The organism is Verminephrobacter eiseniae EF01-2, assembly GCF_000015565.1.
GTDB lineage: Bacteria > Pseudomonadota > Gammaproteobacteria > Burkholderiales > Burkholderiaceae_C > Acidovorax > Acidovorax eiseniae.
This window is the reverse complement of the sequence record NC_008786.1, coordinates 3,563,243-3,582,258: the sequence shown is the minus strand read 5'-3', so window position 1 is coordinate 3,582,258 and position 19,016 is coordinate 3,563,243. Positions and strand designations below refer to the sequence as shown.

Annotated in this window: 15 protein-coding genes; 6 read left to right on the top strand and 9 right to left on the bottom strand. The window is 66.6% G+C overall.

The window, feature by feature from the left end:
* Positions 1-68: 68 nt before the first annotated feature.
* Both urtC and urtD read left to right on the top strand, forming a co-directional pair.
* The gene (gene urtC / locus VEIS_RS15615) at positions 69-1,187 is read left to right on the top strand and encodes an urea ABC transporter permease subunit UrtC (protein ID WP_011810931.1); all 1,119 of its coding nucleotides are present in this window, start codon (positions 69-71) and stop codon (positions 1,185-1,187) included.
* Positions 1,184-2,059 carry an urea ABC transporter ATP-binding protein UrtD gene (gene urtD, locus VEIS_RS15610; RefSeq protein ID WP_011810930.1) on the top strand — a complete coding sequence of 292 codons (876 nt, stop codon included), beginning with the start codon at positions 1,184-1,186 and terminating at the stop codon, positions 2,057-2,059. The genes urtC and urtD overlap by 4 nt, the downstream gene beginning before the upstream one ends.
* Here urtD and VEIS_RS30645 read toward each other — a convergent pair.
* On the bottom strand, positions 1,965-2,249 hold the full coding sequence (locus tag VEIS_RS30645) for a hypothetical protein (RefSeq protein ID WP_232287713.1): 285 nt from the start codon (positions 2,247-2,249) through the stop codon (positions 1,965-1,967). The genes urtD and VEIS_RS30645 overlap by 95 nt on opposite strands.
* A 72-nt stretch (positions 2,250-2,321) precedes the next feature.
* Here VEIS_RS30645 and urtE point away from each other — a divergent pair, with 72 nt between their 5' ends.
* Positions 2,322-3,014, top strand: coding sequence for an urea ABC transporter ATP-binding subunit UrtE (gene urtE, locus VEIS_RS15605; RefSeq protein WP_011810929.1), 693 nt, complete (start codon positions 2,322-2,324; stop codon positions 3,012-3,014).
* A gap of 120 nt (positions 3,015-3,134) precedes the next feature.
* Here the strand turns inward: urtE and VEIS_RS15600 are convergent, their stop codons facing one another.
* Positions 3,135-3,866 (bottom strand): haloacid dehalogenase type II, encoded by a 732-nt coding sequence (locus tag VEIS_RS15600; protein ID WP_049774080.1) that lies wholly within the window; start codon positions 3,864-3,866, stop codon positions 3,135-3,137.
* 588 nt (positions 3,867-4,454) lie between these two features.
* On the opposite strand from VEIS_RS15600, the gene VEIS_RS24870 reads away from it, so the two are divergent.
* From VEIS_RS24870 to VEIS_RS30640, 3 genes are all read left to right on the top strand, one after another.
* On the top strand, positions 4,455-7,076 hold the full coding sequence (locus VEIS_RS24870) for an Ig-like domain-containing protein (RefSeq protein ID WP_011810927.1): 2,622 nt from the start codon (positions 4,455-4,457) through the stop codon (positions 7,074-7,076).
* A gap of 284 nt (positions 7,077-7,360) precedes the next feature.
* Positions 7,361-7,588 carry a hypothetical protein gene (locus tag VEIS_RS28875; protein WP_049773942.1) on the top strand — a complete coding sequence of 76 codons (228 nt, stop codon included), beginning with the start codon at positions 7,361-7,363 and terminating at the stop codon, positions 7,586-7,588.
* Positions 7,589-7,615: 27 nt separating this feature from the next.
* Entirely contained in the window at positions 7,616-10,480 is a 2,865-nt protein-coding gene (locus VEIS_RS30640) for an Ig-like domain-containing protein (RefSeq protein WP_011810925.1), read from the top strand.
* Positions 10,481-10,756: 276 nt separating this feature from the next.
* Here the strand turns inward: VEIS_RS30640 and VEIS_RS15580 are convergent, their stop codons facing one another.
* From VEIS_RS15580 to VEIS_RS15550, 7 genes are all read right to left on the bottom strand, one after another.
* Positions 10,757-11,503, bottom strand: a complete 747-nt coding sequence (locus VEIS_RS15580; protein WP_011810924.1) for an ABC transporter ATP-binding protein — start codon at positions 11,501-11,503, stop codon at positions 10,757-10,759.
* On the bottom strand, positions 11,491-12,366 hold the full coding sequence (locus VEIS_RS15575) for an ABC transporter ATP-binding protein (protein ID WP_011810923.1): 876 nt from the start codon (positions 12,364-12,366) through the stop codon (positions 11,491-11,493). Before VEIS_RS15575 ends, VEIS_RS15580 begins: the two co-directional genes overlap by 13 nt.
* 12 nt (positions 12,367-12,378) lie before the next feature.
* On the bottom strand, positions 12,379-13,284 hold the full coding sequence (locus VEIS_RS15570; protein WP_011810922.1) for an ABC transporter permease: 906 nt from the start codon (positions 13,282-13,284) through the stop codon (positions 12,379-12,381).
* Positions 13,281-14,390, bottom strand: a complete 1,110-nt coding sequence (locus tag VEIS_RS15565) for an ABC transporter permease (RefSeq protein WP_011810921.1) — start codon at positions 14,388-14,390, stop codon at positions 13,281-13,283. The genes VEIS_RS15570 and VEIS_RS15565 overlap by 4 nt, the downstream gene beginning before the upstream one ends.
* Positions 14,387-16,030 (bottom strand): ABC transporter substrate-binding protein, encoded by a 1,644-nt coding sequence (locus VEIS_RS15560; RefSeq protein ID WP_011810920.1) that lies wholly within the window; start codon positions 16,028-16,030, stop codon positions 14,387-14,389. The genes VEIS_RS15565 and VEIS_RS15560 overlap by 4 nt, the downstream gene beginning before the upstream one ends.
* A gap of 68 nt (positions 16,031-16,098) precedes the next feature.
* On the bottom strand, positions 16,099-17,529 hold the full coding sequence (locus VEIS_RS15555; RefSeq protein ID WP_011810919.1) for an NAD-dependent succinate-semialdehyde dehydrogenase: 1,431 nt from the start codon (positions 17,527-17,529) through the stop codon (positions 16,099-16,101).
* A 26-nt stretch (positions 17,530-17,555) separates the two neighbouring features.
* Positions 17,556-18,932 (bottom strand): aminotransferase, encoded by a 1,377-nt coding sequence (locus tag VEIS_RS15550; protein WP_011810918.1) that lies wholly within the window; start codon positions 18,930-18,932, stop codon positions 17,556-17,558.
* Positions 18,933-19,016: the final 84 nt, after the last annotated feature.

Here is a 19,016-nt window from a genome sequence, read left to right as displayed (position 1 = left end):
CTCGCGCAGGATGAAAGCGCCGTCCCTGGCGCGGGCCGTGCCCGCTGCATCGGTCATGGAGCACTGACATGATCACCTCCCCCCTGCAACTGCCGGCACCAGCGCCGCTGTTCACCCGCGCCGGCTGGTCGGCCTGCGCCGTGGCACTGCTCGCGGTCTGCGCGCTGGCCCCCGTGCTCAACCTGTGGCTGCCTGCGGGCAGCCTGCTGCACCTGTCCGACTACACCGTGGCGCTGCTGGGCAAGATCATGTGCTATGCCATCTGCGCGCTGGCGATGGACCTGATCTGGGGCTACACCGGCATTTTGAGCCTGGGCCATGGCCTGTTTTTCGCATTGGGCGGCTATGTGATGGGCATGTACCTGATGCGCCAGATCGGGCGCGACGGCAACTACCAAAGCGCGCTGCCCGACTTCATGGTGTTCCTGGACTGGAAGGCGCTGCCCTGGCATTGGGCGCTGTCGGACAGCTTTGCCGCCACGCTCGTGCTGATCGTCGCCGTGCCGGGACTGGTGGCCTGGGTGTTCGGCTACTTTGCATTTCGCTCGCGCATCAAGGGCGTGTACTTTTCCATCATCACCCAGGCCATGACCTATGCGGCCATGCTGCTGTTCTTTCGCAACGAGACCGGCTTTGGCGGCAACAACGGCTTTACCGACTTCAAGCGCATCCTGGGCCAGCCGATCGCCACGCAGAACATGCGCATGCTGCTGTTCGTGCTCACCGGCCTGACGCTGCTGGGCTTTTTCGTGCTGGCGCGCGCCCTGGTGCGCAGCAAGTTCGGCCTGGTGCTGCAGGCCGTGCGCGACGCCGAAAGCCGCGTGATGTTCTCGGGCTATGCGCCGCTGCCGTACAAGCTCACCATCTGGACCATCAGCGCAATGATGTGCGCAGTGGCCGGGGCGCTGTATGTGCCGCAGGTGGGCATCATCAACCCCGGCGAGATGAGCCCGGCCAACTCCATCGAGATCGCCATCTGGGCCGCCGTCGGCGGGCGCGCCACGCTGATCGGGCCGATCATCGGCGCCTTCATCGTCAACGGCGCCAAGAGCTGGCTCACGGTGGCGGCGCCGGAGTTCTGGCTGTACTTTCTGGGCGCGCTGTTCATTGCCGTGACGCTGTTCTTGCCCGGCGGGGTCATGGGCCTGGTCCGGCAATGCAAAAACCGGCTCGGAGCCTGGCCATGACGCCCGAGTTGATGGCCGAGGGCGCGCGGCGCATGGCCGCCCGGCAGGCCCGGGCAGCGCCGGGGCAGACCGCATCGGGCGGCCGTGGCGCAGGCTTTGCGCACATTGCCCGACCCGGCCAGGTCGATCTGAGCCATGGCCGCATCCTGTACCTGGAAGACGTGAGCGTGAGCTTCGACGGCTTCAAGGCCATCGACCACCTGAGCCTGGACATCGCGCCGGGCGAGTTGCGCTGCATCATCGGCCCCAACGGTGCCGGCAAGACGACGCTGATGGACATCATCACCGGCAAGACCCGGCCCGACAGCGGAACGGTGTACTTCGGCTCGACCATCGACCTGCTGCGCCACAGCGAGCCCGAGATCGCCAGCCTGGGCATAGGGCGCAAATTCCAGAAACCCACGGTGTTCGAGCAGTTGTCGGTGTTCGAGAACCTGAAACTGGCCCTGAAGACCCACAAGGGCGTCAAGGCAAGCCTGTTCTTTCGGCTCGATTCGGGGCAATCGGACCGGCTCGCAGAAATACTGCACACCATCCACCTGGCCGACAGCGTGACGCGCCAGGCCGGCAAGCTCAGCCACGGCCAAAAGCAATGGCTGGAGATCGGCATGCTGCTGATGCAAGACCCCCGACTGCTGCTGCTCGACGAGCCGGTGGCAGGGATGACCGATGAAGAAACGGCGCGCACCGCCGAGCTGTTCCTGAGCCTGCGCGGCCGGCACTCGCTGATGGTGGTCGAGCACGACATGGGCTTCATCCGCAGCATCGCGGAAATCGTCACCGTGCTGTGCGATGGCGCGGTGCTGGCGCAGGGCCGGCTCGATCAGGTGCAGGCCGATGAGCGGGTGATCGAAGTCTATCTGGGGCGATGATGCGCGATCCGGCACATGCACGCATGGCTAGTGTCGCGTCACGGATCAGATGTCGTAGGCTGCGCGCAGCCATCGGAGCGCAGCGCAAGGCGCATCGCGCAGCCCATACCGAGCGTATTGGCAAGCGATGCAACGCCGCGATGCGCTTCGATGGCCAGCGCAGACCGACAGATGATCGGTGACGCGACACTAGCAGCGCATCCGCACCATGCGCCAGCAGCGGCGCGCAAAGACCATACAACCACCACCATGAACCACCACCATGCTCACGGTCCAGGACATCAACCAGTTCTACGGCGGCTCCCATATCCTGCGCAACGTGAGCCTGAGCGCTGCGCCGGGCAAGGTCACGGTGCTGCTCGGGCGCAACGGCGTGGGCAAAACCACGCTGCTCAAAAGCCTGATGGGCCTGGTGCCGATCCGCAGCGGCAGCATCCACCTGGACGGCCAGGCCATCGACCAGGCCACACCGTACCAGCGCGCCCGCGCCGGCATAGGCTATGTCCCGCAGGGCCGCGAAATCTTCGGCCGGCTCACGGTGGAAGAAAACCTGCGCATGGGCCTGGCGTACAAAAGCGGCGCCACCCCGGTGCCGGCGCATCTGTACGAACTGTTCCCCGTGCTCGGGCAGATGCTCCGGCGCCGTGGCGGTGATCTGTCGGGCGGGCAGCAACAGCAACTGGCCATCGCCCGCGCGCTGGCCCCCGGACCGCGCCTGCTGATCCTGGACGAGCCGACCGAAGGCATACAGCCGAGCATCATCAAGGACATAGGCCGCGTCATCCGCAAGCTCGCCGACCAGGGCGGGATGGCCATCCTGCTGTGCGAGCAGTTCTACGACTTCGCGCAGGAACTGGCCGACGAGTACCTGGTGATGGAGCGCGGCGCAGTGATCGCGCGCGGCCCGGGCAGCCAGATGCAGGCCCGGGGCATCCGCCAGTTGGTGGCGATCTGATGCCATTTCCAAATCGTTCGCGAACGCCAAGGCGCAGCGCAGACAGTACCGATGCACGGCAGGCCCGATGCACGGCAAGCGGCGCCGGCAAAGCGCACGGATGATTCAGCCATGGAATGATCAGCAGCCCAACTGCCGCGCCAAATCCAGCAGGCAACTGGCGTGCAGCCCATTGCCCGGCTGCGGCGCGACATCCTTGACCTGGCTGGCGCCAAACTCCAGCGGCCGCTCCACATAGGCCGTGCGTAGGCCGCAGTCGCGCGCAGCGGCCAGATCCTCATGGTGCGCCGCGACCAATGCCAACTGCTGCGCCGGCAGGTCAAAGACCCGCGCCAGCCCGCGATACACAGCCGGGCTGGGCTTGTAGGCCTGGAACGACTCGGCGCTGAGCACACAATCCCATGGCAGACCCGCGCGCTTGGCCATGCGGGTGAGCAGCGCGATGTTGCCGTTGGACAGCGTGGTGATGATGAACCGCGTCTTGAGCCGCGCCAGCCCTGCCACGCTGTCGGGCCAGGCGTCGAGCCGCTGCCAGACGCGGCTGAGCTGCCGGCGCTCGGCCTCGGACAGATGCGCCAGGCCAAAGCGCGGCAAGATCTCTTCGAGCATCGCGCGGTGCAACTCGTCGAGCACGGCCCAGCCCTGCGCGCCAGCCCTGACCCGCGCCAGCGCCGGCTGGTAGCGCGCGCGCCAGGCCAGCGCAAAGGCGTTCGCATCTACCGCCGGGTAGAGCGCCTGCATCTCGCGCACGATGCTGCCATGCCAATCGACCACGGTGCCAAAGACATCGAAGGCCAGCACCTGCACATCGGCAAAAGGATGGTCTGCGCAAGCGCAAGGGTTGGCGGGCATGGCGCCATCGTAGCGCCAACGCGCCGCGCCGCCGGCAAAAAGGGGCGATCGCGCGCCTTGAATGTCCAGGGCTTGCAGCAGTTCCGGAATGGCGGTGATCTCGCGGCTTTTGTCGCCGTGCATCAGCCATGCGCACCTGGCCCGGCGTCAGGCCGGCCGTGCCGCTGCACGCCGACAACCCAAGTGGATCGGGCTGTGCGCGCCGTCATGCGGGCCGCGCAAGCACTTGCCATCGATGGCCGCATGTTGCCCCCTCCAGCCAGGGACACAGGCGGCCCATCCACCACGCATGAAGCATGCGCTCGAACCGACTGGGACTGGCATCGAGCAGTGGGAATACGCAGCCAAAGATGGGGTACAAGGCAATGCCATTTGCCTGTGTCAGATAGTCCAATTTACTGTGATTTGGATCAAATGTATCCTGAATCAAAGATACCAAAATGTATTATCATGGCATGTCAACAGCGTCACAAGCATCCATATGTTTCTTGCCCCCGGGCGAACGAGGGGCCTCGCCATGGCCCCGGCCACGATGGATGACTCAAGGCCCGATCAACCACAACCCACTTCCCATTCCAGATATCCACCATGGCCAGCATCACACTCAGCGACAACGTTCTCAACGCCAAAGAGACGGCCACCGTCACCTTCACCTTCGATGCCGACTATGCCCTTTTGCCAGAGAAGATCACCGTCACTGGCGGCACGCTGTCCACCCCCGTCGCCTTCCCCCCCGGACAGTCCCGCGTTTGGCAAGCCACATTCACACCCACCACAGCAGCCACACAGCGCGCCGACTGCACGATCACCGTGAACAACGATGCCGGGGGGGTGCTCGCACAGAGCGCTGCCTTCACCGTTGACAACGTGCGGCCCTACATCGTCAATTTCGATATGCCCTCCGTCATCCCGGGCAGTGGAGCTAGAACAACCATCTATGTCACCTTCAGCGAGCCTGTCTCCGACGACACCGCCGGCGCCACCATCTTTTCCTCCGCCGAAGGTGGCTATAGCAGAGGTACCCCCGACAACGGTGGTCGCACATGGATCTACCAATACTGGCCCAAGGCTGCCAATGGCACTAATTACATAGGCATGTATCTCTCTACTTTCAAGGACCTGGCAGGCAACGCCGGCAGCGACGACAGCGCCCAGTACTACGTTAAATCCATGACAGTGGACTCTCTGAAACCCACCGTTGCCAGTGCCTCGATCGCCAAAAGCGACCTGCGCCTCGGGGAAAAAACCACCATCACCATCACCTTCAGCGAGTTGGTGACCCGCAGCAGCTTCACCATCGAAGACCTGCAGGTGGACGCCGGCAAGGGCACTTTGAGCAACCTGCGCGTCGCCCCCTCCGACACCACGGCCACCACCACTGCCGCCACCACCTGGCTGGTCGACCTGGAGGCCCCGGCCACCCGGCCCGCGACGGGCCTCGATGGCAACCAGATACGGATCAACCTCGACGGCATCACCGATGTCGCGGGCAACGCAGGCTCGGGCCGGGGGGTGAGCCTCCCGGCCCGCTACAACATCGACGACGGTCTGCCGCCCACGGTCACCATCGCGCCGGCAGCGACCATCCTGCGGGCCGGCGAGACGATGAGCGTCACCTTCACCTTCAGCGAGAAGGTCACCGGCTTTGGTACCGAGGACATCCAGTACGACACCAGCAAAGGCACGCTGGGCGCTCTGACGGCGGTCGGCACCGACGGCAAGGTCTGGACTGCCACCTACACGCCCCAGCCCGGCACCGAGAGCGCCAACAACACCATCCGCGTGAACCTCAGCGGCGTCCGGGACGCGCAGGACAACGCCGGCGTGGGCACCGCCACCAGCGGCAACTTCAGCATCGACACCGTGCGCCCCACGGTCAACGTGACGATCAGCGACGAGCGCCTCACCGCTGGCGAAACCGCCACCATCACCATCACCTTCAGCGAGCGCGTCACCGGCTTCACGAAAGAGAACATCGGCCTGTCCCGGGCCAACGGCACGCTCGGCGACCTGACGCCGGTCGGCACCGACGGAAAAACCTGGACCGCCACCTTCACCCCCACGGCCAGGCTGGAGCGCCCCTACCCCTCCACCAACAGCCAGCTCACCCTGAACCTGGCCAATGTCAGGGATGCCGCAGGCAACACCGTCGCCAACAACACCTACTCGCTCCGGTACACCGTAGACACCATGGTCTTTGCGCTCAGCAGCGCCACGGTGAACCGCGACCAGTTGGTGCTGGGCTACGGCACCGAAACGGATCTCGACGGGAACGCGGACCGCGCCCCGACCAACGAGTCCTTTACCGTGCTGGTCGATGGCACGCGCATCGACGTCAGCCGGGTGACGGTGGATGCAGCGGCCCGGACGGTCACGCTGACCCTGGCCCGCGCCGTGGCTGCCGGCCAGCAGGTGAGCATCGCCTACCAGGACACCGACACCAGCGACGGCAAAGCGCTACAGGAGGTCAACGACGGCGACGACGCGGCCAGCTTCGCGGCCAAGCCGGTGACCAACCTCACCCCGTCCCCGGTCGCACCCGCCACACCGGAGGCGTCTGGGGCGTCTGGGGCGTCTGGAGGGTCTGGAGGGTCTGGAGGGTCTGGGGCGCTGGACTCCGACTACGACAGTGTGCCCAACGCCCAGGAGGACCAGGCCCCCGGCCTGCTGCGCCCCGATGGCTCGGCCGGCACGGATGGCGACGGCAACGGCGACGGTATCCAGGACAGCCAGCAGGTCGCCGTCGGCTCGACCCGCGACCTGACCCTGGTGGCCGGCAGCCAAGACGGCAAACTGATCCCCGGCAGCAATGCGCGCATCACCGAACTGGTGCGCAGCGATGCCCCCGCCAGCCTGCCCAAGGGCATGGAAATGCCGCTCGGTCTGACGCAATTCAGGGTCGGCCTGTCCGAAGGCCGCTACACCGAGAGCTTCAGCCTGTATGTGGACCCGGCGCTCGGCGTCAACGGCTACTGGGTCAAGGACAGCACCGGCACCTGGGTGAACCTGGCCAGCGAACCCTACGGCGGCAAGGTGACCAGCGAAGGCGGGCGCACGCGGCTGGACTTCCAGATCCAGGACGGCGGCCAGTACGACGCCGACGGACTGGCCGATGGCCACATCACCGCCCTTGGCGCCGCAGCGAAGATGCCGCTGTCCATCGTCGGGCAGGCGCCGCCCCAGGTCGAGTCGCATGGGTTTTGGTTCTAGGCTCTGGCAAATCGAACGCGAAGCGCAGACAGGACTTTTGCGCGAACCTTGACCCATGACAAAACCACCAGGCAGCAGGGGCTGGGGTGACGGATTGCCGCCGGGCTATATTTCTCTCAGCGAAATTTGTTTCACCATTGTCACCAATGCAAGCCGTTGCGCCGCCCACCGGACGGACGACGGGCATCGCTGACACCCCCGTCCGCCGTGGCCCTGGCCACGAGGGGCGAACGAACCCCGACAGGCTCTTGCATCCACCGCCCATTCGTCAAAAGGAAAGCCCCGTGATCGTCGCCCTCCCCCTGCATCCATCAGCGCATCAGCGCATCAGCGCATCAGCGCATCAGCGCATCAGCGCATCAGCGCATCAGCGCATCAGCGCATCAGCGCATCAGCGCATCAGCGCATCAGCGCATCAGCGCATCAGCGCATCAGCGCATCAGCGCATCAGCGCATCAGCGCATCAGCGCATCAGCGCATCAGCGCATCAGCGCATCAGCGCATCAGCGTAATCCTTGTCGCATCGAAAGGAAAGCGCCATGGCCGCCACCATCACCATCGACAAGAAATTCATCAAAATCGGTGAGACCGCCGAGCTCAAGTTTACTTTCACCAATCCCAATTACTCCCTCTCCCTCGAAAGCCTGACCGTCCGGACCGAGGCGTTCGCGATCAACGAAACCATCGCGGGCGGCACCGTACACAGCCTCGTCAATCGTGGAGTCATCAATGGTCAGCGTGTCTATACCGCCACATTCACGCCTACCGCGAACGTGCAACGTTCCCTCTACAGCATCGCCTGCAATGTTGCCGACGACGCCGATTACGCAATCAGCGACATCTTCTCCGTTGACACCGTGCGGCCCACCGTTGTCAATGCCTCGATCGCCAAAAGCGATCTGCGCCTCGGGGAAACAACCACCATCAACATCACCTTTAGCGAATCGCTGGCCATTTACAACTTCACACTCGAAGACCTGCAGGTGGACGCCGGCAAGGGCACTTTGAGCAACCTGCGCATCGTCTACTACGGCGCTGAGCAGGGCTATTGGCAGGTTGACCTGCAGGCCCCTACTACCCGGCCCGCGTCGGGCCTCGATGGCAATCAGATACGGATAAACCTCGCCGGCATCACCGATGAAGCAGGCAACTCAGTCTGGGACAGTCAACGGAACGGGACGGGCAACTCTTGGGTGAACCTCCCGGCTGTCAGCTACAACATCGACAATGGTGTGCTGCCCACGGTCGCCATCACCGGGCAGCCTGCCACCACCGTCAAGGGCGGCGATTCCTTTACCGTCACCTTCACCTTCAGCGAGCGCGTCACCGGCTTCGATCTCGACGACGTTCAGTACGACACCAGCAAAGGCACGCTGAGCGCTCTGACGGCGGTCGGCACCGACGGCAGGGTCTGGACCGCCACCTACACGCCCCGGCCCAACATCGAGAGCACCGAAAACACCATCAGCGTGAACCTCGCCGGCGTCCGGGACGCAACGGACAACGCCGGCGTGGGCACCAGCAGCAGCGGCAACTTCAGCATCGACACCAAGCCGCCCGAGGTCACGGTGACGATCAGCGACAACCGCCTGACCGCTGGCGAAAGCGCCACCGTCACCTTCACCTTCAGCGAGCGCGTCACCGGCTTCGATCTCAACGACGTTCAGTACGACACCAGCAAAGGCACGCTGGGCGCTCTGACGCCGGTCGGCACCGACGGCAGGGTCTGGATCGCCAGCTACACGCCCCGGCCCAACATCGAGAGCGCCGACAACGCCATCAGCGTGCGCCTCGCCGGCGTCCGGGACGCGCTGGGCAACGCCGGGGTGGGCACCGGCACCAGCGGCAACTTCACTATCGACACCCAGGAGGCCTATCTCACCAGCGCCATGTTTGACAAACAGCGCCTCACCGCTGGCGAAACCGCCACCGTCACCCTCACCTTCAACGAGAGCGTCAGTAACGTCACCAAAGAGGCCTTTCAAATCCTCAACGGTTCTGTGAGCGACCCGACGCCGGTTGCCGGCTCCAACAGCCGCATCTGGACAGCCACCTTCACCCCCACGGCCAACCTGTCGCGCACCAGCAGCTCGATCAGAATAAATCTGGACGGCATCGGAGATCGCGTCGGCAACATCAGCACGGGTGCCGTGTCATTCAACAACTCCATCGTCATCGACACCAAAGTCTTTGTCGTCAACGACGCCACGGTGAACGGCAGGCAATTGGTCTTGCGCTACAGCGATGAAACCGCGCTGGACCCGGAGCAGGCACATACCGCGCCCAACGATGCCTTTGTGGTGCTGGTCGGTGGCGTGCGCAACAGCGTCACCGGCGTGGCCGTGGATGCAGCGGCCAAGACCGTCACGCTGACACTGGAGCGCGCGGTAAGCAAGGGCCAGCAGGTGACCGTCGCCTACAACGACCCCAGCACCGGCAACGACCTGCAAGCGGTGCAGGAAGCCGGCACCGGTACCGCCAGCGGCCACGACGCGGCCAGTTTTGCGGCCAGGTCGGTGACCAACCTCAGCCCGGATACGACGGGTACGGGTACGGGTACGGGTACGGGTACGGGTACGGGAACTGGAACTGGAACTGGAACTGGAACTGGCACTGGCACTGGCACTGGCACTGGCACTGGCACTGGCACTGGCACTGGCACTGGCACTGGCACTGGCACTGGCACTGGCACTGGCACTGGCACGGAAACCGGGACGGGCACAGGTACAGGTACAGGTACGAATAGAACGGACGCCGACCGTCGTAAATCACCCAAGTACTTTGACGACGATGCGACGGATACGCTGGACTCCGACCACGACAGTGTGCCCAACGCCCAGGAGGACCAGGCCCCCGGCCTGCTGCGCCCCGATGGCTCGGCCGGCCCGGATGGCGACGGCAACGGCGACGGTATCCAGGATAGCCAGCAGGTCGCCGTCGGCTCGACCCGCGACCTGACCCTGGTGGCCGGCAGCCAGGACGGCAAACTGATCCCCGGCAGCAATGCGCGCATCACCGAACTGGTGCGCAACGATGCCCCCGCCAGCCTGCCCAAGGGCATGGAAATGCCACTCGGTCTGACGCAATTCAGGGTCGGCCTGTCCGAAGGCCGCTACACCGAGAGCTTCAGCCTGTATGTAGACCCGGCGCTCGGCGTCAACGGCTACTGGGTCAAGGACAGCACCGGCACCTGGGTGAACCTGGCCAGCGAACCCTACGGCGGCAAAGTGACCAGCGAAGGCGGGCGCACGCGGCTGGACTTTCAGATCCAGGACGGCGGCCAGTACGATGCCGACGGGCTGGCCGACGGCCACATCACCGCCCTTGGCGCCGCAGCGAAGATGCCGCTGTCCATCGTCGGGCAGGCGCCGCCCCAGGTCGAGTCGGGCTCCTTCTGGTTCTGAGGGTGGCAAGGGGGCAACGCGGTCATCGTGATCCGGCCCCACCGGGCGCCACTGCCACGCCTGCTGCATCAGGCGCGCAGCGCCGCATTGGAACCTGAGCGCCGGCGAAGAAACCACCATCACCATCCGCTTCCACGAGGCGCTCGATTTGCCCCGCGCCTGGGCCGAAGACCCCATTTGGCAGAAAGAAGGCAGCAAGAAGGCAGGCGTTCCCGAAGACATCACGTTGGCGACCAAACTCTTGTTCTCCTTCCTCCTTTCTCCTTTCTCCTCCTCCTACGCGCCGGACGCGGCCAGCAGTTGGCGCGCCGCGTCGGAGCGCACCTGGCGCGCGACAAGCTCCGCGCGCGTCAGCATCTCGACGAAGCGCCCGCCGGCCATGAAGGCGATGTGATCGCACATGTGCGCCACCACGCCCAGGTCGTGGCTCACCAGCACGAATGCCTGCCGATGCTCGCGGCGCAGGCGCGAGAGCAGGTTCAGCACTTCGGCCTGCACCGACACATCGAGCGCCGAGGTCGGCTCGTCGAGCAGCAGCACCTTCGGCTGGACCAGCAGCGCGCGCGCAATGCACACCCGCTGGCGCTGGCCGCCGGAGAGTTGGCCGGGAAAACGAAAGCGCACCGCCGGCGGCAGCGCCACCGTGCGCAAGGCTTCGGCGACACGCCGCTCGTGGTCGTCCATGCGATGCACCAGCAACGGCTCGCGCAGGGCCTCGTCGACGGTGTGCGCCGGGTTGAGCGCGGCCAGCGGGTCCTGGAAAACCATCTGCATGGCGCGGCGGTCGGCCAGGCTGCGCCGGTGGCCGATGGGCTGCCCCAGGGCCGCGATGCGGCCTTGCCAGCCGGTGTCGATGCCGGCGATGGCGCGCAAGATGGTGCTCTTGCCGCAGCCCGATTCGCCCACGATGCCCAGGCTGCCGCCATGGGCAACGCCGAAGGACACGCCGGCGACCACGACCGCGTTGCCGCGACGCACGACGAGGTCGGACACGCTCAGCGCCAGCGGATTCAATGCAGCCATGCAGGGTCCCTGTCGAGCACGGGGAGTGCTGCGCCGAGGCGCTGCAGCGCAGGCCGGCAGGCCATGAGGCCGCGCGTGTACGGGTGCGTGGCGGCCAGCGCCATGCCGGCGGCCGGGAGTTCTTCCAGCACGCGGCCTGCGTACATCACGATCACGCGGTCGGCATGGCCGGCGACCAGGTCGAGGTCGTGGCTGATGAGGATCAGGCCCATGCCGCGCAGGCGCACCTGTTCGTCGATCAGCGCGAGCATGTGATGGCGCGCCACGGCGTCGAGCGCCGAGGTGGCCTCGTCGGCGATCAGCAGGTCGGGCTCGGCCGACAGCATCATCGCCAGCATCGCGCGCTGGGCCATGCCGCCGGAGACTTGGTGCGGGTAGAGGTCGGCGACCCGGCCCGGCTCGCGGATATGCATGTCGGCCAGCAGTTCGCGCACCCGCCGATGCACGCCCTGGCGCGGCGCCTTGCCGTGCAGCCGCAGCATCTCGGCGAGTTGCTGACCGATGCTCATCTGCGGGTCGAAGCCCTGGCGCGGGTCTTGCACCACGATGCCGATGCGGCGTCCGCGCAACGCGCGCTGGGCGTGCGCGCCCAGGCCCAGCAGATCCTGCCCGTCGAACCGCATGCGGTCGGCGCTGACGGTTGCGCTGTCCGGCAGCAGGCCGAGCAGCGCCAGGAAGGTGATGGACTTGCCCGAGCCGGATTCTCCGACCACCGCCAGGCGTTCCCGTCCCATTCGCAGGCGCACGCCGCGCACTGCCTGCGTCCGGCCCTGCGGCGTGGCGAACGCGATGCGCAGGTTGTCGATCTCCAGCAGCGGTGATTCGCCCGCCTGGCTTGCCGTGGCCGTGGTTGCGGTGTTCATGCCATGCGGCGCTCACTTGACGCCGGGATCGACGGCATCGCGCAGCGCGTCGCCGAGGAAATTCAAGCCCAGGCCCAGCGCCAGAATCAGCAGACCCGGCAGGCTGGACACCCACCAGGCTTCAAAAACGATGGCGCGTCCTTCGGCCACCATGGCGCCCCATTCGGGCGCAGGCGGCGGCAGGCCCAGGCCGAGAAAGCCAAGGCCCGAAGTGATCAGCACGATGCCCGGCGCGTCGAGCGCCGCGCGCACCACGGCCGAGGGCAGGCACAGCGGCAATGCGTGGCGCAGCCACAGGCGCAGGTGCGAGACGCCCAGCGCGCGTGCCGCCTGGATGAACTCGGCTTGGCGCACCATCGCCACCTCGGCCCGCGCCACGCGCGCATAGGGCGGCCAGCCCGTCAGCGCGATGGAGATGACGGCGCTCCACAGGCCGATGCCGAGCGTGGCCGCCACGGCGATCGCGAGGATCAGTCGCGGGAAGGCCATGAACAGGTCGGCCAGCCGCATCAGCACCGTCTCGACCCAGCCGCCCCAGAGGCCAGCCGCCGCGCCGATCAGCACCCCGGCCGGCACGCTCGCCAGCAGCACGAGTGCCACGATGGCCAACGTGGGCCGGGCGCCAAAGACCAGCCGCGACAGCATGTCGCGCCCCAGCGTGTCGGTGCCCAGCCAGTGCGCTGCCGAAGGCGGCAACAGCCGGTCGCCGAGCGACTGGGCCGCCGGGTCGGCCAGCGGCAGCAGCGGCGCGCCCAGCGCAAGCGCGGTGATGAGGCCCACGAGCCCCAAGCCGGCAACGCCGATCGGCTGGCCCGGCAGCCGCCGCAGGAGCCGATAGGCCGCGCCCAGACGCGCCTGCGCGCGCGTGGCGGGCATGTCCGAGGCGAGCCAGCGCAGGCCGTCAGTCAGGCGGTTCATGGCCGGCGGGTCCTCGGGTCGAGCGCCGACTGGATCAGCTCGCTGGCGATGTTGATCAGCATGAAGATCAGACCGACCAGCAAGGTCGCCGTCAGCACCGCCGGGATGTCGGCGGCGAACAGCGAATCGGTGATGTACATGCCCAGCCCCGGCCAGGCGAAAACGGTCTCGGTCAGCACGGCGCCCTCCAGCAGGTAGGCGTAGGTCAGCGCGATCACCGCGAGAATCGGCCCGGCTGCGTTGCGCAGCGCATGCCGCCACAAGATGGCCGATTCGCTCAGTCCCTTCAGGCGCAGCACCGTGGTGTAGTCCTGGCGCAGTTGCCACAGCAGAAAGCTGCGCGTCATGCGCGCCACATAGCCCAGCGCCACCAGGCCCAGCAGCGCGGCCGGCAGCACGATGTGCGACAGCGCGTTGCCAAAGACCTCCCACTCGCCGGCAAGCAGGCTGTCCACCAGCATCAGCCGCGTCACCTCGGGCACTGCGTAGCGGTAGGCCACGTCGAGCCGGCCAGGCCCCGCCACCCAGCCCAGGCGGGCATAGAACACCAGCAGGCCGACGATGCCGAGCCAGAAAATCGGCACCGAGTGGCCGACGAGCGACGCGACCCGCACCAGATGGTCGGGCCACCGCCCGGCATACCGGGCGCACAGCACGCCCAGCGGGATGGCGCCGAGCACGCCGAGCACGATGGCCAGCGTTGCGAGTTCGACGGTCGCCGGAAAGTAGCGCAGGATGTCCTCGCCGATCGGGTTGCCCGTCACCGACGATTTGCCGAAGTTGCCGCGCACCATGTCGCCAATGAACAGCGCGAACTGCTGCGCCAACGGGCGATGAAGGCCCATCTCCCGGTACACGCGGTCGTACAGATCCTGTGGCGCGCGGTCGCCGACGACGCGCAGCACCGGGTCGGCGGGCAGCACGCGACCGAGCAAAAATGTGACCAGCAGCAGCCCGGCCAGCGTGATCAGCACCGTGGACAGCGTCCCGGCCAGCCAGCGCACCCGGCGGCGCCACGCGCTGTGCGCGGGCGGCGCTGCGATCGCAGGCAGCCGTTCGCAGGGGTCAGCGGCTTGCGGTTGCATCGCCACCTCGCCCACGCTCATTTCTTCTCGATGATGTGGTAGTGCGTCGAGTCGAAGGTCACGCCGCCGCCGTAGTTCTGCACGTTCTTGCGCATCGCAACCGGATCGTCCTTTTGCATCATGAAGACGAACGGCGAATCGTCGCGCAGCACGCGCTGCAAGTGGCCGTAGCGCTGCACGCGCGCCGGCGGATCGATCTCGCGCGAAGCCTGCTCGGTCTCGACGGTCAGTTGCGGAATCAGCCAGTGGTTGCGCCAGGCGGCGTTCTTGTTGGCAACGCCTGCGCCGTTGTCGGTGTTGCGCGCGAAGAACTCGATGGTCGAGCTCGGGTCCGAATAGTCCGGCGACCAGACGAACACGATCATGTCGTGGCGGCGCTCGCGGTAGCGGGTCAGCACCTGCGAGGGCTCGGCCACGCGCAGGTCGAGCACGATGCCGGCCTGGCCGAAGGTCGATTGCAGCGACTGCGCGATCTCGCGGTAGGGGGTGGCCGCCATCGCGTCGACCGACACCGTAAAGCCGCCGCCCAGCCCCGCCTTGGCGAGCAGCGCCTTGGCCTTGGCGACATCGAGCTTGTACGGCCGCTCCGGCAGGGCGCCGGCCATGCCCTGCGCCACCGGCGCTTGGTTGACCTTGTACTGGCCGCGAAAGAGCTGGTTGGCGATGCCGTCATAGTCGACCAGCCAGCGCGCGGCCTGCCAGACCTCGGGCTTGGCGAGGGTCGGGTTGGCCTGGTTCAGCGCCAGGTAGAACACCGTGTCGCGCGGCACCTGCACCACCTTCAGATCCGGGTTCGAGGCGATGGCCCGCACCTGGTCGGGGTTGAGGTCGGCGGCGACATCGACATCGCCCTTGTCCAGCAGCAGCCGTTGCGCCGCCGCCTCCGCCACATGCCGCACGATCACACGCCTGATGCGCGGCGCGGCGCCGCCCGCGTAGCCGGGGAAGGCTTCGATCACCACGGCATCCTTGGCCTTCCATTCGAGCAGCCTGTAGGCGCCGGCGCCCGCCGAGCGGGTGCGCAGCCAGGCGTTGCCGAGGTCGCCATTGCGCGCGTTGGCCATGACCAGTTTGCTATCGACCACCGAGGCGATGGCGGCGCTGAACGCGCTGAGCACGAGATCGAGCGCATAGGGCCGGTCGAACGAGACGATCAGCCTGTCGCCTTCGGCGCGCACCTTCTGCCCGACGTTGTCTTTGGACCAGCCGAACTGGCGCAGGATGATCGACGGCGGCTTGCCCAGTAGCACCCCACGGCGCAGCGAGAACGCTGCGTCCTCGGCCGTGAGCGGATTGCCGGACTGGAACTTCAGCCCGGACCGGATCTTGAACACCACCTGCCGGCCGTCGGCCGAAGCCTCCCAACGCTCGGCGGCACCCGGGATGATCTTCCGGAAATCGCGCGGGTCGTGCTGCACCAGCCGCAGATAGAGGTTGTTCAGCGTGTCGCCGGAGGCAATCTCGAACGCCTCTTGCGGATCGAGCGAGAGGAAAGCGCTGATGTCGCGCGCGATCACGAGCGTGTCCGCCGGCGTGGCGGCGTGCGCGCCGCCCGGCGACATCATGGCCGATACCATGGCCGATACCATGGCCGATACCATGGCCGACATCATGGCCGACATCATGGCCGAGACGGCCACGGCTTTCAGGGCATGTCTCATCGGATTTCCTTTGGAACGCAGAGGAAGCAACGGGTGTCGGACGCGGCGCGCTGGGGCGCCTTCAGCCTTCAGTCCATCTGCGTCACGAGCTTGGTGAGCAGATAGCCGTCGAAGGTCTCGGTGCCGCCTTCGCTGCCTATGCCGCTGTCCTTGATGCCGCCGAAGGGCAGTTCCGGCAGGCCATGGCCAAAGTGGTTGATGTTCACCATGCCGGCTTCGATGCCGTTCTGGATGCGCAGCGCGCTCTTGCTCGACGCGGTGAATGCATATGACGCAAGCCCGTAGGGCAGGCTGTTGGCGCGCCGGATGGCCTCATCGAGCGCCTTGAACGGCACGCAGGCCGCCACCGGGCCGAACGGCTCGGACTGCATGATCCGCGCGTCGTCGGGCGGCGCGACGATCACCGTCGGCGCGAAGAAGTGGCCGATGTCGCCGATGCGCTCGCCGCCGACCTCGATGCGCGCGCCACGCTCCCTGGCGTCCTGCACGAAGTCCGCCATCGCGCTCACGCGGCGCGCATGCACCAGCGGGCCCATGGTGGTGCCCGGCGCGATGCCGGCGCCGACCTTGACGCCACGGCTCGCCTCGGTAAAGCGCGCCATGAAGCGGTCCCACACCTTTTCCTGGATGTAAAAGCGCGTCGGCGAGACACAGACCTGCCCTGCGTTCGTGAACTTCAAGGTGGCCAGCATGGCGGCGGCGCGCTCGACGTCGGCGTCGTCGCAGACGATCACCGGCGAGTGCCCGCCCAGTTCCATCGTGATGCGCTTCATGTGACTGCCGGCCAGCGCTGCGATCTGCTTGCCCACCGGCACCGAGCCGGTGAACGAGACCTTGCGCACGATGGGCGAGGCAATGAGGTATTCGGACACCTCGCTCGGCACACCCCACACCACATTGAGCACGCCCGGCGGCAGGCCGGCTTCGTGGAACAGGCGCGCGATGGTCACCACCGCGCTGGGCGAATCCTCCGGCCCTTTGATGATGATCGTGCAGCCTGCGGCAACGGCGGCCGCGATCTTGCGGATGGCCTGGTTGTACGGGAAGTTCCAGGGCGTGAATGCGGCGCACACGCCAATCGGCTCGCGCAGCACCAACTGCCGCACGCTGGGCAGGCGCGGCGCAATGACGCGGCCGTAAATGCGGCGCCCCTCCTCCGCATGCCAGTCGCAGTGGTCGGCGCAGCGCACCACCTCGCCCACGGCCTCGGCCAACGGTTTGCCTTGGTCGAGCGTGATGTTGCGGCCGATCTCCTGGGCGCGGGCACGACTGAGTTCAGCAACCTTGCGCAAGATGGCGCTGCGCTCCATCGGCGACACGGTGCGCCAGCTCTCGAAGGCGCGCTGCGCGGCGGCAAGTGCGCGGTCGAGGTCGGCGCGGCTGGCGTGCGGCAGGCGGCCGAGCCGCTCACCCGTGGCCGGGTCGAACACGTCCTGCTCGACGCGGCCGTCGCCCTGGAGAAACTCGCCGTCGATGTAAAGGGAAAGCGTTTCGTACATGAATGTCTCCGCCGGGGGACCCGGATTTACTTGTTCGCGCGCACATGCACCAGCGCATCGTCGAGCGCACGCGAGAGCCCGCCGAACAGTTCGTCGATATGCTGGCGCTCGGAAATCAACGGCGGGCACAGCGCCACGCAATGGGCGATGGTGCGCACGATCACGCCGTATTCCATGGTCCGGTTCTGGATCCATGCGCCCATGCCGGCCGTCGGCTCGAAGGGCTTGCGGGCGGCCTTGTCGGCCGTGATCTCCACGGCCGCGATCAGACCGACGCCGCGCACCTGTCCGACCAGCGGATGCTCGGCCAATGCATCGAGCTTTTCCAGGAAGTACGGCGCCACCTCGCGCACATGGCCGACGATGTCGCGATCGCGGTAAATGTGCAGCGTCTCGAGCGCCACCGCAGCCGCCACCGGGTGCGCCGCATAGGTCAGGCCGTGGGCAAAGGCGCCGTGCTTGCGGCTGCCGGCCCGCAGCGTGTCGTGGATGGCGTCCGTCAGCAGCAGGCCCGAGATCGGCTGGTAGGCCCCCGACAGACCCTTGGCCACGGTCATCATGTCGGGTTGGAGGCCGTAGGTTTCGCAGCCGAACATCCGTCCGGTGCGGCCGAAACCGGTGATGACTTCGTCGACGATGAAAAGAATGTCGTATTTCTTCAGAATCGCCTGCACGCGCTCGAAGTAACCGGCCGGTGGCACGATCACGCCGCCCGCGCCGCTCACCGGCTCCGCAATGAAGGCGGCCACGGTTTCGGGGCCTTCCTCGAGGATCAGTTGCTCCAGGTTGTCGGTGATGCGCTGCGTGAACGCTGGCTCGGATTCGCCCGGCAGGCCGAAGTGATAGTGACTCGGGCAGTCGGTGTGCAGCACGCGGGGCAGCGGCAGGTCGAAATCGCGGTGCACATGCGCCAGACCCGTGAGGCTGCCCGAGGCCACCGTCACACCGTGGTAGCCGTGCAGGCGCGAGATGATCTTCTTCTTCTGCGGACGGCCCAGCAGGTTGTTGTAGTACCAGATGAGTTTGACGGCGGCATCGTTGGCCTCCGAACCCGAGCTGGAGAACAGCACATGGTTCAAACCTTCGGGCGCGACGGCCGTGAGCGCTTGGGCCAGCGCGATGCCGGGCGGGTGCGAACGGTGGCTGAACAGGTGGTAGTAGGGCAATGTGTTGAGTTGCCTGGTCGCCGCATCGACCAGGCGCTTCTCGGAAAAGCCGAGCGATGCGCACCACAGGCCCGACATGCCCTCGATGTAGCGCTTGCCGTGCTCGTCGTAGACGTAGCAGCCGTCACCGCGCGCGATGACCGTGGGGCCGAGCGTGCTGTGCGCATCGAGGTTCGAATAGGGATGCACCACATGGGCGATGTCCTGGTGCCAGGCGGTGCTCTCGGTCTTGGTCATGGGGTTCCTCGAAGAAAAAAGAAAAAACAAGGACGCGCAGCGCGCATCCACGAAGCGCAATGACGGCCAGCGGGTGCGTTGCGT